The organism is Herpetosiphon gulosus, from assembly GCF_039545135.1.
Lineage (GTDB): Bacteria > Chloroflexota > Chloroflexia > Chloroflexales > Herpetosiphonaceae > Herpetosiphon > Herpetosiphon gulosus.
In genome coordinates this window covers 12,740-28,247 of sequence record NZ_BAABRU010000003.1, presented here as the reverse complement: position 1 = coordinate 28,247, position 15,508 = coordinate 12,740, and the positions used below count along the sequence as shown (strand labels likewise).

Here is a 15,508-nt window from a genome sequence, read left to right as displayed (position 1 = left end):
GGTTTAAACCTCGTTGGTTAACACTAAGCGGCGCGTCGTTGAATGCCAAAACCGATCAGAGCGACTAATAAACCCAATAAGCCAATAAACCACAAGGCGGCGGTATCTGCGCTGCTGGTGCGTGGTAATGGCGGTTGGTTGCCTGCTGGTGGCGCTGCTGGCTTGGCAGTTGGCTGCGGCATAGCAGTTGCGCTGGGTATTGGTGTTGCACTTGGTTGTTCAGATGTTGGCGATGGGCTGGGAGTTGGGCTAGGAATGCTTTGCTCAGGGGTTGCTGTGATCCCTGGCACTGAGATAATTGGCGTGGCAGTTGGCTCAAGGGTTGGTTCTTGGGTTGGCACTACACCCGTTGGTTGAGCAATACTGGTTGGTTCGGGAGTATTGGTGGGGGTATGTGTCGGCAACACAACCCTAGTAGGTACAGTGGTTGCCGGTTCAGGCGTATTGGTTGGCAAAGGTGTATTAGTTGGGGTTGGTGGCTCGGTTGGGGTTAATGCCAATGGCCCAACATCCGCAGCATGCGAAGGTTGGGTTGGTAGAGCCACAAGAGCGATCAGCAGAATTACTAGGCTTCGAATGAACAACGTCATACAAGCTACTCCCACATCAAAGGGCTGGCCTGTTCCACTGATCGCGAATCGTGAAATCGGCATGACCCAAGCAACGAGACATTGAATAAGGACAATTCGCTTGTTTGACCGTGGGAGGGGCGATCTTTTGGTAAGCCAATAACCCTAGGTCGAAGCTTACGAAGGATTGAATACTACCTAGGCTAAATGGGCTACTGCCTAGCGGTCAATCGTAGAGGGGAGTGATGCCCAACGGGGGTAGGATTTAACTAAAAACGCCCTAGATTAATGCTTGTTGCTCTGATTTGCATAGTTTTAACAAACCGCTAAGTTGCTAGCGGGCTTTGTTGAAATGTTTGGGAATTACAGTGCATCCTGATTAAGGTTGCTCGTTAAACCTATCAAGATCTTATATGCTTGATTGGGAACAACCATTCTGGAAAACGAGGAGTAGGAGCGGATTGATTTACTTGTTCAAGTCAGCGCTAAATCTTCTCTATATGGTATGAATGGTTGGAGCGAGACAACCAAATTGATGCAAGTTGGTGGATAAATCATTAACACTAGCTAGAGGACTACCATCGCCACTGCCCCGCACCCAAGCAGGATTGCCCAATATTCCATCCGTAGCAACATAAACGAGTGTGCAGTTTGGAAATTTGATCGAGCCATTGGACTATCGCGCTGATTAAGATATCGGCCAAGAAACCACACGATAATCGCGACAATAATTAACGCTCCGGCGAATAGCGGACGAGAATATAGTTTGTAGATTCCAGAACCTATAAGCTTATCAACAGCTAACTGTACAAGTGCTGGCATTGCCAGTATCAGGATTCCAACCAGCCAGCCCCAGCCCCGCCAAATAATCATAATACCTCTCTGTTATCGCCACGGGTAAACAGCTTAAGATCACCATATAATCAGCATAATTATACTTTATATCGAACCCATGTGGAGTTTATAACGCATCAGGGATTTATGGCTAAAACAGTAGGGAATTCTTCGTATAGATGGATGTGTCAGCACCCACCTATACGAAGAATTCCCTACTGTTGCTTCCAAATCTATCTAAATTTGGGAAACCCTTGTTCAGATGTAAGTTATCTAGCTTTGCTTGAAAATTAGCTTATGGCGCGGTATTGATCCAGGTGTTGAAATTGCTCAAAACGGTTGAGGTGATCCGTGTACCAGAGTTGGTGCTAGTGCCGCCGTTGGTGTGCACGCCAATCGAACAGTTGGTGCAACTGCCACTGCTGTTCCAAATTGGTGAGCCACTTTGGCCGCCATAGGTGTCGTTGGCATACGAGAGGCGTAGGCTGGTGTAGCTGCGCACGGTATCGGCGTGGAACCACATCGTGCCTGAAGCTTTATCGCCTGGGTAGCCAGCAATGTTGGTTACTTGGCCAACTAAACCTGTGCTGCTGGGGGCGCGTAAGCCGAACCAGCCAGTTTGGTTGCCAACGCTACAATTGATTTTGAATGCACCATAGTCGTAGTTTGGGCTACCGCTGGTTTGCCATTGTGAAACTGTAAAGAGTTTGGTGGCATTACAGCCGCCATAGGGGTTGGATGTGCCATTGCGGCCTGGGTAGAACTTAACGTTGGTAACCCAAGCGTTGTTGCTCCAAAGACAGTGGCCAGCAGTTGCCACGGTGTTAGCGCTGATCAACCAACCAGTACAAATATAGTTGCCGCCGCCGCTGCTAAAGGTAATTTGGCCAATCCGGCGATAGGGGTCTGAGGTCGTTGCGGTGATTCGTACCCGATTATCAGCACCAATAACCGAATTTAAGCCTTCTTGGTTGCCACTTTGGGTTGCAGGCAAAGCGTTGGGGTCAACTGCCTCGGCCCGATCATCTTCGGCTAAAACACCAGTTCCTGCGTTTCCAGCGATATACGCCCCAAATTGATCATAAACAATGCCATCAGTAATAACGTCTACAGGCTTCCCATCACTGGCCACGATAGTATGTGGGTCAACCGTAACTTCGACTTCTTTCTTGGCCAAGGTCACATCGCCTTGGGCCAAGCTCAAGCCTAAAACGCTCAAAACCACCGCGACCCGTGCGTACCGCCGAACAGATAGATGCATTGCTGATCCTCCTAGTTAGGTTGGGTTGATGAGAAATTGTTGGAAGTGGTGTGCCGTTTGATGTGTGGATGTGCATAAGTATATATTAAAACTTTTTAATTGCAAGTTAAAGATTTTAATATGGTTATATGGCGATAATAGCCTAGATCTTCTCTTCATTTGTGGTTGCTACTCTCCCAATTCTCAATTCTTAATAATCGATTCGCCACCCTTGCGTCCCTCCGCCGGAGGGAAACGCAAGGGGTTTTCATCCCCTAATATTTGTTTTGGAGATTATCATTGTTTTATCTGTACCCAATTTGTTGCTTTATAGACCAGTAATAGATTTTCTACATTCCCGATCCCCGACCCCCAACACCCGATCCCCAAAACTGAGGCTTGATTGACAGCCCCGCAGAGGCGTTGCACAATGGCACTAACCAAAAGCTTTTGTGAAGGAGGTCGCTGTGTTACAGCCGTTTGGCGCACGCAAAGGGCCATTTGTAATTGGGCATCGCGGAGCAGCAGGCTATGCTCCTGAAAATACCATGGCTGCTTTTCAACGTGGCTTGGCTTTACGCGCCGATGCCGTGGAGTTAGATGTTAATTTGAGCAAAGATGGTGAGTTGATGGTGATCCATGATCCAACTCTCAATCGCACTACCAACGGCTCAGGCTTAGTTTGTCACCATACCGCTGCCGAAATTCAGGCGCTTGATGCTGGCTCATGGTTTGATCCATCGTTCAGCGATTGCCGCGTGCCAACTTTGCGCGAGGTTTTGCAATGGGCCAAAGATCGTACCAAGGTGGTGATTGAATTAAAAAATGGCCCGATTTTCTACCCTGATATTGAAGTAGCTTTGGTACGTTTGCTCGATGAATTGAATGTGCGCGATCAAGTCATGGCGATTTCGTTTGATCATGTGGTGTTGGGTCAACTCAAAGCAATTGCTCCTGATGTAGCAACTGGGGTGATTTATGCCTCGCGCGTGCCCGATGCTCCTGCCATGGCCAAATTGGTGAATGCTGATTTAGTGATGCCATACTGGGCGATGCTAACCCGCGAGGAAGTTGAAGCCTGCCATGCTGCCGATTTGTTCGTTAGCCCGTGGGGCGGCCCCGAGCAAGATTATCAACATATTTTGAGCTTGGGGGTTGATGCGGTTGGCGCTGACTATCCCGACCGTCCACGCCAATTTATGGCTGATTAAATGCTTGACAGGCTACCAAATTGCTTGGTAGCCTGTCGTTTTTTAGGCGGCGTGAAGTTGTGGCTCGGCGGCTTGGGGAATTAATGCTGCACTCAGATCACGTCGTAAGGCATCAATATCGCCTAAATCATCATCACACAACATTGTGACGAGATATTCGCCAAGGGTTTCGACAATCAGCGTACCTTCATCGGCATGCAGAATCAAGGCACTGGCCCAACCCAATTCACATGCATAGCCCATTTGACGATAGACATCCAACAAGGCCTTGGATAAGCCGCTGATTCGTTGATGAGTGCTCGATTTGGTAAAACTTAGGGCACAGGTTAGGCCTTCGTGAGTTGCTAAGGCGATGCCGCGCAGCCGATAGTGCGACACATTGACCAATTGATTGAGCACTTGTTGCAGTTGGGCATGGCGCTGGGCAGTCGATGGAGCTAGTTTAATCGCCTGACCAATTAGCCGATACAAGGTACTAATTTGTTGTAGTTCACAGCTCGCTACGGTGGCATAGCTTGATGTGCCCAAGGCTTCGCGCAAGGCTTCACTGCTCAAGGCATTGGGGGCATTGCCACGGGTTGCCGCCACAATCAAGGGCTTGCCCAAGCGAAAAGCCTGTTCTTCAAGCTCGTTGACAAAATAACCGCTATCCACCGAGGGCTGGCAGCCATCGACAAAAGTAATGGTGGCGATGGCGCGTTCCATCAAGCCGCTGCCTAATTCCTCGTATAAATCTTTAGGAACCGCCAGCAAACGAATGCTGGTGGTGGTTGTCAATCGATATTCACCAATATGCACAGCACCAGTGGTTGGGCTGAGAGGTTTTACTGTATAGCTGCTGCTGATGGTTTTCAGACAGTGAATGCTGGCTTCACTATCACCAGTCAAAATAATGGTATGCATGCGATGCCTCCGCCGCAGAATAGGTGCTAGCTGCACGCGAATATTGCTCCACACACTACACTATATTTTGGGCTTTTCTGCATGGCTTTAAACGGTACTTTAGGCGGATTCGGTTATGGGATTTTGGGTTTGCTAATCACGACCTGCGAACTACGGTCGTATAGGCTACTTGGTTATGGCTCAGCTTGCCAGCTATCAGTTTGTGGGTTGTAACGGTAGCTCAAGGTTGTTTCATTTGGGTTGGTAACCGCAGTTAGGGTGTAATCGAATTGGACAATCCGCACTTGCATGGTCGCATCACCAAAGCTAATCCGTCGTCCGCGCTCATCGCCATGATAACCTTGACCACTAAAATCAATCTCTTGGCGCGGCTGGCCAGATGGGTTGCCTTGGTTATCAAGGGCAATTGAGTAGATTTGGGGCTGACGGGCCAAGGCATAATATAAGCGCTTGCCTGTGTTGCCGTTATACACTCCAATGCCAAAGCTATCAACGCCATCAAGCACGATACTGGCTTTATTCCTGGCTAAATCGACCCGGAAAATCCGCCCAAATTGTTGATCTTTGGTCGAGCCAAGCACCGATGAAACATACAAACTATGGGTGTTGCAATCGTAATTGAGCGCCAGAATACCATACGGGTTAGTATTATTAGCAGGTGCAGCCGCTGGCAAATCGAGCAATTCGCTCAATTCGGCAGTGCGTGGATCGATCCGATAGACTTTGTTGGCTGCTGTTGGGGGATTATACAAAATGCTGACCCATGGCACTGCGCCAACGTAAATCGCGCCATCGCGATCCAAAATTGGCGAACTCAAGTAGCCTGCTTTTGACCAAGAAAGGTGTTGATATGGCGCTGGTTGGCTGGCCTCTTGCCCATCGCTGGTCAGATCGTACATCACCATGCCACGCACTCGCCGCGCCTGAGTATCCAAAACGGCATTGACCCCGAAGCCTTGGGCTTGAGCAAAGGGCGGAATCTGCTTGCATGAGGTTACTTCGCCAACTGGAAAATTGCTGGCAGTCGCCGAACTACGATTAATCCACCACAAACCTAAACCTAAAACACTGAGCACCGCCAGCACACTGCCCAAGGCTAATAACGAGCGGCGGTTGCTCGATTTGGTTGATTTAGGGCTGGCTTTGGCCGCTGGTTGGGTGGATTGAGGGCGTTTTTTACGACGACTCATTTATTGGCCTCGCGCTGGCTGAAAGAGCGGCCCCGACCAACATGGATATTCTTCGGGTATGTACACGCCGCGCCGCAACACCGATTCAGCCCAGCAATATTGACTGCCGGGCGTATCATCGTTTTTGAGTTGGGCCACATACCACAAGACAATGTGTTGGTTGTTAATGCTTTCGGGCGGGTTATCGATAAATTGTTCTGGGCCTTGGTTGGCATCAGTATTGCAGCATGGCCCAATTGTTACCATATCGCTTTCGCCTTCGTCGCGCTCAGGATGATCAAGCGTTGCATAGACATACGCTTGGTCGCCCCGTCCGCCATCATCGAATTGGCCACGACCGGTTGCAATTGTGTAACTCTCGCCATTGGTTAAATCGAGGCGATATTCCGCGCCATCAGGGTTGATTTTACGGGTGTCGGCTCCTTGCCATTGCTCAGTTTCCCACGCTTGCCATTGTGTGCCATCCCAGGCGCTGATTGTGCCAGTCTCGGCCAAACTGATGCGCGTAACAGGCCGATAAGTGCCATCATCGCCACAGCCACGGCCAACGCTGGCAATTGCTGGCCGAAACCGCCCATCAAAATAGAAATAAAAAGCCTGTTCATAATAATAATTACATGGCTCAGGCCACAGCTCCGACCAAAATTCCTGCACCAGTTGAAAGCCAACCACCTGATCATTCTCGCGAATCTCGCCGATCATCGGCGGTTCGACCGCAATCACTGCCGCCTGCGAAAAATAGGGGCAACCGACGGCATCGCTATAGCCAAAGCCATCACGTTCGCTATAGTTAACATGCCAATCGACCAATTTGGCGCTTTTGAATAAGCGCTTGCCTTGATAACTCACATCGGAAATCCGCAGCCCATCGGATGAAGTCAGCATATAGTCAAAGGCCCAGCCATCACGCTCTAGGCGGGTGGTGTGGTCGCAATATTTGAGCACGGCCTCGTTTTGCATGCCCTTTTCAGTCACGGCAGGGCCAGTTGCCCCAACATTCGTCCAGCGCACCCCAACCAAGCGGGTGTCGGTCAAATCGACGATTGCCCAGAGTGCGCGTTCGCTTGCAACAAAGGTTGGGGCAACACACAAATGGATTGAGCGTTCGCAGCGGGTCGCATTCAACGATGTTTTGGTATTGGCCATCACCGCTTGATCCGATGTTGGTTTGTAGCCGAGGGCTTGCTCAACTTCGGCGGCGTTGCTGGCAATCTCGCGGGCCACTGCGGTTAGGTGCTCGGGAATATCGGGTTGGCTGTTGGCAAGCCGTTCGACCACAATCACTTTTTGATTGGAAATATCAACGGTGATCGCGAGGGTCAAATTCAATGCAAAATTATAGACCTCGACGCGATAGCAACTGACTTGCAAGCAGGCAGCAGTTGCTTCGATGATATCGCTTTCGCGGACTGGCACAACCCCAAACACCTCGTTACGAAATGGCGTTCCCGTTTGATCAACGAATTGGCCTTGTAATTTTGGTTCGTTGAGCGCCACAATCTGGGCCATGGCTTGTTGCGAATCGAGGCTGCCCAAGGTCAAAACTGGTGGTGTGGCGGTTAAAGCCTGGTTGATTGCTTGTTGATAGGCGGCCAATAAGGGGTACGTTTGAGCTTCGGGCGTAATTTCGGCGGCAAGAATCGCCGGAGTTTCAGCAGCAACGCTGGCGGTAGTTGGATGCTGGGCTGGGCTGGAGCCACAAGCGCTAAGCATCATTAATAACAACAATCGATAGAGAGCGCTCCGTTGCATAGAAACTCCTTCACATCCACCGAGATTACTGAACATAATGAATTTGATCGGGCAGAATAAACGGCAATAATGAAGCAAGAGCGTGATTTAATTATAAAAGATCTTGGCGGTTTTGCTGAGCGAAATTGTGAGTTTAGGAAAACCTATACGATCGCCAAATCATCGATTTTCATGCCCTCAACCCCTCCTTGCAAGGGTAGGTTTTTGATCCTTATGGGGGATCACCATCCTTCCGCCCATTCCTTAAAAGCCTACCCCCGTAAGGGATTAAGGCTCCCTGCACCCCCTAAAAGGCAATCAGCGACACGTATGTATCCACCGATGAACCACGGATACCGTGGTTCGCAGGGAAAACCGATCCTTGTAAGCTGAACCCATCGCCGAGCAAGCGAGGGGAATCCCGCTATCATAAAGTTTAGAACTCCCCTCGCCCGCCGCTGTGGGAGAGGGGTTGGGGGTGAGGGAACGTTAAACTGAGTGTTCCAACTCGCGATAGAAAAAGATTGTGGTGTGGGTTGCCCCATCGGCAGCTTGGGCAAAATTGGGAATTGCTCCCGCCGCCTGATAGCCCAATTTGCGATAGAGCGACTCGGCCTTATCGCCTTGACGCGTATCAAGCACTAAGAGCCAACGGCCTTGGGCTTGGGCTTGCTGCTCAAGCTGGTGCATTAATTGTTGGGCGATGCCACGGCGTTGAAATTGCGAATCCACCAATAATTTTTGCACTTCGGCGCGATGGCTGGCGTTGGCTTTACTAGGCAGATCAAGCTGGACGCTGCCGACGATCTGATCATCTTGCAACGCTACCAATAATATTCGCTGCTCAGTTTGCAGATCGCCGATGATCGCTTGCCAATAGGTGCTGGCTACGGCTTGGCTCAGCGGTGGCAGAAAGCCGATCGACGCACCTTGGGCAACGCTATCGATTAATAAATGGCACAATTGGTCGATTTTAGCTTGCGCTTGATTGAAATTGTAGGCTTGAATGCTGATCATGCTGGGTTCCTGTAACAACAGATTGTAACCAATTATGAATCAATTCGGCAGTTTCGCGATACGAGGCCTCAAACATTAAATCGTGGTTGGCCTTGGGAATGACCCAATATTCGGCATTGTAATGGGCCGCCGAAGGCCGTGAGTGCTGTTCGGGAATACAACGATCGTGCTCGGCGGCGAGCCATAACAACGGCGTTTTGACCTGTTTAGCTGGTCGCCATAAGGGCCAGCGATATTGCAATAACACCAATGCCGATTCGGGCGCAAGCTGGCTATGCAATTGCTTGGGCTTGATGATGGAATCGTCACTGAGAAACCAAAATGCTGCGCGTTTGGGCGTGCGAATGCTGGGCGTTGCCGAGAGTGAAAGCCAGCACAAAAGCGTGCCCCATGGGTCGAGTTTCTGGACATGGGCAAAAACTGGGCGCATGCTATGGCTCAGCCACGGGGCTACCAAGACCATTGCTGGCAAATCGTCGCCACCTTTGGCAAGATGCCACTGGCCTAAAGCGCCACCCATACTATGGCCCATGTAGATTGGCTTGATTGGCAAACGCTCGATTTCAGCCTTGAGCGTGCGATAATAATAGCCCAGCGTATTCCAGCGATTGGCACGTTGCGCTGGCGATTGACCATGGCCTGGCTGGCTGAAGGCGATGCTTTGCCAACCCCATTCGGCGAGCAATGCTTGCCATGGTTGCCAGCACCACGCCCCATGCCACATCCCATGGCCCATTAAAATTGGAGTTTGATAACGCTGTTCTTGAGGCGTATAGATGATGCGTTCGATGCCGTTATCGAGCTGATGTTCAATCGTATATTCAGTCACACAAGCCTCTTTCTCCACAAATTGAGCTACATGCTGGTAATCCCACCATCAATAATGTACTCAGCTCCAGTGATGAAACTAGCCGCTGGTGAGGCCAAAAAGACGATCAGTTCGGCGATTTCGTGAGGCGTGCCCATGCGCTTGAGCGGAATCGAGCGAATCAGCCGTTCTTGAATGCTTGGCTCGAATCCATCCAAAATGGCGGTTTCCGTCCAGCCTGGGCAAACTGCATTGATCCGAATGCCAGCGGGAGCTAGTTCAATCGCGCCAGTTTTGCTCATTTGGATTACGCCTGCTTTGGCCACGCCATAGGGTCCAAGGTTGGGTGAGCCAGCCACTCCAGCAATCGAGGCGACATTGACAATCGCGCCACCTTTGCCACCCGCCAGCATGGCTTGGCTGGCATATTTTTGACCCCAAAATACGCCAGTTAAGTCGATTTCTAACACGCGTTGCCAATTGTGATTCTCGGTTAAGTGTAATGGTGCGGGCTGTCCACCAATGCCAGCATTGTTGATCATAATATCCAAGCCGCCATGATCGAGTGCAAATTGCACTAAGGCCTGAATATCGGCTTCGTGGCTAACATCGCAATGGCGAAAATAGGCTTGGCCTGCATTGCTACGAATTTGCTCAACCGTTGCTAATCCAGCTTGCTGATTAATATCGCCAATGATCATCGTTGCGCCTTGTTTGGCTAACAAATGAGCCGTCGCCGCCCCGATTCCAATTGCTCCGCCGGTAACAATCGCAACTTTCCCGTGCAGCATCCTGTCCTCCTTGACATGCTAGGTGTAATGCTATTATCAAAAATCAGCAGACAAAAGTCAAAGGGATGAGGGATGTGGGATGTGGGATAAGCGATTTGGGATGAAACCATTCGTGCAATTCGTGCAATCTGTGGCTAAAAACCTAACCTTCGTGCTCTTCGTGGATCAAGCTTCAACTTGGAACCAGAATACTACCTGCTTGGAACGACCCTTGGAACTGCTAGTTGCTATATTAAGCCTACACACTCTCATTGCGGCGCTCCTGTGGTTTGGAAGCATCAGGGCAGTTGGCAGGTTGGTAAACGTGGGACTTTACCAACCTGCCAGCACCGCATTTAAAAAAAAGCCAATTAACGCCAAAACCCCGCAGTTGCGGGGTTCTAGCGAGAGAAGAGAGGAGAAGGAGATGACACCGAGTATAGGCCATTGCTCCTAGATTGACATTCCCTATCATGGGTGATTTCGTGGGTGACTTAAGTCATGCTAAAGCGGCGACAAAGGCATCCCACGCTTGGTGGGGGGTGATGGTTGGCGAGTAAAAAGCCGAGCCTGCAATCAGGTTAGTCGCGCCTGCCTGGACGATGCTGGCGATATTGCTGGGTTTAACCCCTCCATCAACCTGAATTACCGCTTCATGGTGACGCTGATCGAGTAAACTTCGCACGGCAGCGATTTTGGTCAAGCTGCGTTCGATAAAGCTCTGACCACCAAAACCAGGGTTGACCGACATAATCAGCACCAAATCGAGATCGTGAATGATATCTTCGAGGCTGCTGACTGGCGTTGCTGGATTGAGCGCCACGCCAGCAGTACAACCAAACTCGTGGATACGCTGAATTGTGCGATGGAGATGCACACTGGCTTCTTGATGCACTGTGATATGGTTGGCTCCAGCCTTGGCATATTCTTCGAGCAGTGCATCGGGATTGCTGACCATCAAATGGACATCCAATGTGCCTTTGAAATAAGGCCGAATTGCCTGAATCACGGGTGGTCCAAAGGTTAGGTTGGGTACAAAATGGCCATCCATCACATCGACCTGAATCCAGCTACAACCGACTTGATCGGCAGCTTGGACATCGGCTCCAAGGTTGGCAAAATTAGCCGATAAAATCGATGGGGTCAGTTCGATAGCGCGTCCAGCATGGTATCCGATTGGCATAAAACTCCTCGTTGTGTTTAACTATGCACCCCTATTAAAGCATAAATCCTGTGATGGTTAGTCAGCAGAACAATTAAAATTCAATCTTTGCTTGGAAGCGAAGGTTCATTGATTTGGCTCTTTCTGCTCAAAGTTGTTGGCGAGTGCGCCATAACTTTGGGCAGCCACATGATCGAGATGGTAGAGCGCCTCGCGAAATACTCCCGCTACATGATCATCATCAATTGTGTAATAAATTTGGGTGCCAACCCGCTGGGTACGCACCAATTTTAAATCGCGCAATTTCGCCAAATGATGCGAGACGGTTGAAGCTGAAACCTCAACATAGCTGCTTAATTCGTTGACGGTGCAGGTACGATGGGTCAGCACATAGATTAATTGAGCACGAGTTGGGTCGCTGAGCGCCTTGAACATTGCTACTACGGCATGCAGAGCAGTGGACGGCAGTTGATTGGTTGTTTGCAATGGATGAATTTCTGGCATGGCGCATTCCTTGTTATTAACTACTTCAACTCTACCATAGTGCCATCCCGCTAGCCATTGACCATGGTATGGATTGACAAGGCTCTTGAAATAGTATATCTTGATGATTGTACAGATATAGAGATATGAAATTAAGGATCGATCTATGAATCAGGCAATAACTCAGCACCATCATCATGATCACGATCATCAGCATGGATCAAGTTGGTGGCGCTCATTAGGTGAGGCCTTGCACTTACCAGGCTTTAACCACGACCATGATCATGATACGGCTAAGGTTGTTGCCTTAACTGGCTCAGCTAGCCACCTAGGGATTCGGACAATTTGGTGGTCGCTGTTGCTATTAGGGCTAACAACGGTTATTCAGGTGGTAATTTACTGGTTGAGTGGCAGTGTGGCGCTGTTGGGTGATACCGTCCACAATTTTGGTGATGCCTTGAATACGTTGCCCCTGTTGGTGGCATTTATGCTAGCACGTCGTGCCGCAACTAGTCGCTATCGCTATGGCTTTGGCCGTGCCGAAGATCTTGCTGGCTTGGCGATTGTGGCTTCAATGGCAATTAGTGCAATCTATATTGGCATTGAAGCATGGCAAAAATTGCTCAATCCAACCCAAATTACCCAATTGCCATGGGTTATAGCGGCGGCTATTATCGGCTTTTTTGGCAATTATGCGGTAGCCTATCTTGAAATTCGAACAGGCAAAAAAATTAATTCAGCGGCGTTGATTGCTGATGGTAAGCATGCCCAAATCGATGCCTTGACCTCGCTGGCAGTGCTAGGCGCGGCAGCTGGGGCTTGGTTAGGCTGGTCATTGCTTGATCCATTAATTGGTTTGCTGATGACAATAATTATTGCTGGTATGACTTGGCAAACCGCCCGCACAATTTGGCAACGCCTGATGGATGCGGTCGATCCGCATTTGATCGCCCATGTTGAAGAAGCAGTTGGTTCGGTTGCTGAAGTTCAGTCAGTCCAACAATTACGAGCACGTTGGTTGGGCCATCAATTATTGGTCGATCTAACGGTACAGGTCGTGGCTGAGCGTTCAATCGCCGAAACCGCAATCCTTCGTCAGCAATTGCACGCGCAGGTTGAGCAGGTGGTGCAGCGGCCAGTGGAGCTGTCGGTGCAATTTATGCCTGCAAAATGATCTTATGCTTAATGTACTTTGGTTAAATCTGACACTTATTTTGATGTGCTAAAACAAAACCCCGCTTCAATCAACAGGAGCGGGGTTGATTAGTTTTAGGGTAAAGCCGTCTACCAGATTATTCTTCTACCTGCGCCCATGCAAGTGGGAGGTAGATTCGATACGATGTTGCTGGTGGAGGCGAAATAGTTGCTATTGGCGTATTGGTTGCTGTCGGCGTACTCGTCGGTGTTGGTGTGTTGGTTGGGGTTGGGGTTGATTCTGGCGTGGCAAAGCTGAATACTGCAATACCCAATGAATCAATCTGGCCGACTTTGGTAAAATCGCCAACTGCATAAAGATGGGTATAATCGACAGCAAGTTTACGAATTGCCCCATTGGGATACTGTCCAAGCCCATTAAAGTTGTTCCCATCAAAACGGGCAATTCGGCCAGTTGTTACTCCATTTACCTGCATAAAATCACCGCCGATATACAATCCAGCGCCTGCTAGGCCTTGCATGGCGGTAATCGGCCCATCAAATTGGGCGATTTCGATCGGCTGCATCGCGTGATCAAAGCGATAAAGGGTTCCATTGGTATTCGCCATATATAACTGATTGTTCCAAGTGGCGAACTGATGATCAATTTTGTTCAAAATCAGCGATGGTAGCGCTTGCCAGTCAGTACCATTCCATTGATAGATATATAAATCATGGTGCCACATCCATGGTGAAACATTAATTTTATAGAGTTGGTTGTGATGCACAAAAAGTTGATCGTCGTATGCTGAGACCAAGCCACTGGCGAGGCGTTGGGTTAGTGTTTGCCCATCAAACTCGACCACTCCAGTGATTGGTAGATTCGATTCCAGTGGCGCAAGATAAGTAAACAGCTGTTGCCCTGATCGATGCCACTTAATTCGCGTGCTTGTGCTGAGAATGCCACTTTGCCAGTTACCGTTATTCCAATGCCAAATATTACTGACTGGTGCAGCACTTGCCAACGCCCGAGGATGGTTCAGCAATACATAGGCCTGCTGATTGATCGTGTGCAATAGTGCTTGACTGATGGTTGGATCGCCGCTGGCGAGCAGATCCCATTGGCTGCCATTCCAGCGCTGGATTGCGCTTGAATCGGTGGCAGTCACAGGCTTGGTTGCAATCATTGGCTGACCAAAATCCCCAGCGATTGACTGAACATTCTGGCTGCCAACAAAGCTACCAAGTGATTGAACTGTTAGGCCATCCCAGGCAACTAGCTGGTTGGGTTGGCCATCGACCAGCAAATCACCAGCCAGATAGAGCGTTTCCCCATCAGAGGTCAGTGCAGTAAGCTTAGAAATCTCAAAGGGTAATTGGGCCTGAACCCATTGATTTTGATTTAAGCGCCAGAGTTGATTTGAGCTTTGCATATAAAACGTATTGTCGAAGCCAACCAAGGTATCAATTGATCCAGGATGGGTTTCACCAATTAGCTGCAATTGACTATTCTGCCAACGATAAAGTTGACTTGGGTAGGGAGTATATCTTGAGCGCGTTACAAGATACGGGGTATTATTAATCGTATAGGCTTGCAATGTCATATTAGGCCAGCCAAAATTGATTGGAACCCATTGATCGTGTTCACGCCGTGCAAGCTGAGCAGGCTGGAAGTCAACAGTCCAGAATGTTCCCGCAGCAATTACTCCTTCAGGAGTGCTGATAAAACTGCTAACGGTATTATTGAACTCAACAGACTGGGCAATCCCAGCCCCATTCCATTGGGCAATCCCATAGGCTTCTCCCCCATTAAAGGAACTAAAATTCCCACCAATATACAGCGTATCACTAGAGACATGCAGGCTATGAACAACTGGTTCTGCTGCAGCTTGCTCCAAGGTGCCAAGTATCCCTAGCCCCAATGGCTGGAAGCCGTTACCATCCCAAAATGCAATATTATTAGCTTCTTGATCTTGGATGGTCGCAAATCGCCCAGCAACATAGAGGGTATTGCTATAGGTCGTGACTGCTCGGATTTTATTAATATCATCAGAATGTAAATTGAAATTGGCCCAATTTACTCCATCCCATTTGGTCATCCCATTGATTTCCAAACCATTAACATAGTGAAAATCCCCTAGCACATACAAGTCACCATTGTGATCGAGGGTTAATGATGAGATTGTTGCTGGTTGCTGCAAGGATTGACCAAGCGCTGCATCCCATACCCCTGCGATCGGCACTTGGTGGGCATCCACCCCTAAGTGGGTAGAAAGCGAAAGCAACCCAATAAGACTTAGGCCTATTAATAACTGTATTGTAGAACGCATGGCTACTGATATCCTCTCAATTAAGCCAACTAGGTAAGTTCTACCATACTAAACTATTGCAAAAATGTGCGCACAGCCTCGTAGTAAGGCATAGTTAATCATGGTTCTTGAATTGTAGTAACTGAA

The 15,508-nt window shown here is 49.3% G+C and carries 13 protein-coding genes; 2 read left to right on the top strand and 11 right to left on the bottom strand.

Going from position 1 to position 15,508, the window contains the following annotated elements:
• Positions 1–23: 23 nt before the first annotated feature.
• Together ABEB26_RS04095 and ABEB26_RS04090 are read right to left on the bottom strand one after the other, a co-directional pair.
• Positions 24–590 carry a hypothetical protein gene (locus ABEB26_RS04095; protein ID WP_345720683.1) on the bottom strand — a complete coding sequence of 189 codons (567 nt, stop codon included), beginning with the start codon at positions 588–590 and terminating at the stop codon, positions 24–26.
• A 1,108-nt stretch (positions 591–1,698) separates the two neighbouring features.
• On the bottom strand, positions 1,699–2,664 hold the full coding sequence (locus tag ABEB26_RS04090) for a trypsin-like serine peptidase (RefSeq protein WP_345720682.1): 966 nt from the start codon (positions 2,662–2,664) through the stop codon (positions 1,699–1,701).
• 446 nt (positions 2,665–3,110) lie between these two features.
• On the opposite strand from ABEB26_RS04090, the gene ABEB26_RS04085 reads away from it, so the two are divergent.
• Positions 3,111–3,854 (top strand): glycerophosphodiester phosphodiesterase, encoded by a 744-nt coding sequence (locus tag ABEB26_RS04085; protein WP_012189201.1) that lies wholly within the window; start codon positions 3,111–3,113, stop codon positions 3,852–3,854.
• A gap of 42 nt (positions 3,855–3,896) precedes the next feature.
• On the opposite strand, the gene ABEB26_RS04080 is transcribed toward ABEB26_RS04085, so the two are convergent.
• The 8 genes from ABEB26_RS04080 to ABEB26_RS04045 form a co-directional block, all read right to left on the bottom strand.
• Positions 3,897–4,757 carry a hypothetical protein gene (locus tag ABEB26_RS04080; protein ID WP_345720681.1) on the bottom strand — a complete coding sequence of 287 codons (861 nt, stop codon included), beginning with the start codon at positions 4,755–4,757 and terminating at the stop codon, positions 3,897–3,899.
• A 173-nt stretch (positions 4,758–4,930) separates the two neighbouring features.
• Positions 4,931–5,947: an SMP-30/gluconolactonase/LRE family protein gene (locus tag ABEB26_RS04075; protein WP_345720680.1), complete on the bottom strand. Its 1,017-nt coding sequence runs from the start codon at positions 5,945–5,947 to the stop codon at positions 4,931–4,933.
• Positions 5,948–7,699, bottom strand: a complete 1,752-nt coding sequence (locus ABEB26_RS04070; RefSeq protein WP_345720679.1) for a hypothetical protein — start codon at positions 7,697–7,699, stop codon at positions 5,948–5,950.
• A 468-nt stretch (positions 7,700–8,167) separates the two neighbouring features.
• Positions 8,168–8,695 (bottom strand): GNAT family N-acetyltransferase, encoded by a 528-nt coding sequence (locus ABEB26_RS04065; protein WP_345720678.1) that lies wholly within the window; start codon positions 8,693–8,695, stop codon positions 8,168–8,170.
• The gene (locus ABEB26_RS04060; protein WP_345720676.1) at positions 8,652–9,524 is read right to left on the bottom strand and encodes an alpha/beta hydrolase; all 873 of its coding nucleotides are present in this window, start codon (positions 9,522–9,524) and stop codon (positions 8,652–8,654) included. The genes ABEB26_RS04065 and ABEB26_RS04060 overlap by 44 nt, the downstream gene beginning before the upstream one ends.
• Before the next feature lie 26 nt (positions 9,525–9,550).
• Entirely contained in the window at positions 9,551–10,294 is a 744-nt protein-coding gene (locus tag ABEB26_RS04055) for an SDR family NAD(P)-dependent oxidoreductase (RefSeq protein ID WP_345720675.1), read from the bottom strand.
• Between the two features lie 478 nt (positions 10,295–10,772).
• On the bottom strand, positions 10,773–11,456 hold the full coding sequence (gene rpe, locus ABEB26_RS04050) for a ribulose-phosphate 3-epimerase (protein ID WP_345720674.1): 684 nt from the start codon (positions 11,454–11,456) through the stop codon (positions 10,773–10,775).
• Positions 11,457–11,561: 105 nt separating this feature from the next.
• Positions 11,562–11,939, bottom strand: a complete 378-nt coding sequence (locus ABEB26_RS04045) for an ArsR/SmtB family transcription factor (RefSeq protein WP_345720673.1) — start codon at positions 11,937–11,939, stop codon at positions 11,562–11,564.
• Between the two features lie 145 nt (positions 11,940–12,084).
• Here ABEB26_RS04045 and ABEB26_RS04040 point away from each other — a divergent pair, with 145 nt between their 5' ends.
• Positions 12,085–13,092 (top strand): cation diffusion facilitator family transporter, encoded by a 1,008-nt coding sequence (locus ABEB26_RS04040; RefSeq protein ID WP_345720672.1) that lies wholly within the window; start codon positions 12,085–12,087, stop codon positions 13,090–13,092.
• 118 nt (positions 13,093–13,210) lie between these two features.
• Here the strand turns inward: ABEB26_RS04040 and ABEB26_RS04035 are convergent, their stop codons facing one another.
• Complete coding sequence (locus ABEB26_RS04035) at positions 13,211–15,382, bottom strand: hypothetical protein (RefSeq protein ID WP_345720671.1); 2,172 nt, start codon at positions 15,380–15,382, stop codon at positions 13,211–13,213.
• Positions 15,383–15,508: the final 126 nt, after the last annotated feature.

Bases quoted from the DNA above. Each gene is read 5' to 3' on its own strand.
- ABEB26_RS04095 (WP_345720683.1), bottom strand. From the start codon at position 590: ATGACGTTGTTCATTCGAAGCCTAGTAATTCTGCTGATCGCTCTTGTG.
- ABEB26_RS04090 (WP_345720682.1), bottom strand. From the start codon at position 2,664: ATGCATCTATCTGTTCGGCGGTACGCACGGGTCGCGGTGGTTTTGAGC.
- ABEB26_RS04080 (WP_345720681.1), bottom strand. From the start codon at position 4,757: ATGCATACCATTATTTTGACTGGTGATAGTGAAGCCAGCATTCACTGT.
- ABEB26_RS04075 (WP_345720680.1), bottom strand. From the start codon at position 5,947: ATGAGTCGTCGTAAAAAACGCCCTCAATCCACCCAACCAGCGGCCAAA.
- ABEB26_RS04070 (WP_345720679.1), bottom strand. From the start codon at position 7,699: ATGCAACGGAGCGCTCTCTATCGATTGTTGTTATTAATGATGCTTAGC.
- ABEB26_RS04065 (WP_345720678.1), bottom strand. From the start codon at position 8,695: ATGATCAGCATTCAAGCCTACAATTTCAATCAAGCGCAAGCTAAAATC.
- ABEB26_RS04055 (WP_345720675.1), bottom strand. From the start codon at position 10,294: ATGCTGCACGGGAAAGTTGCGATTGTTACCGGCGGAGCAATTGGAATC.
- rpe (WP_345720674.1), bottom strand. From the start codon at position 11,456: ATGCCAATCGGATACCATGCTGGACGCGCTATCGAACTGACCCCATCG.
- ABEB26_RS04045 (WP_345720673.1), bottom strand. From the start codon at position 11,939: ATGCCAGAAATTCATCCATTGCAAACAACCAATCAACTGCCGTCCACT.
- ABEB26_RS04040 (WP_345720672.1), top strand. From the start codon at position 12,085: ATGAATCAGGCAATAACTCAGCACCATCATCATGATCACGATCATCAG.
- ABEB26_RS04035 (WP_345720671.1), bottom strand. From the start codon at position 15,382: ATGCGTTCTACAATACAGTTATTAATAGGCCTAAGTCTTATTGGGTTG.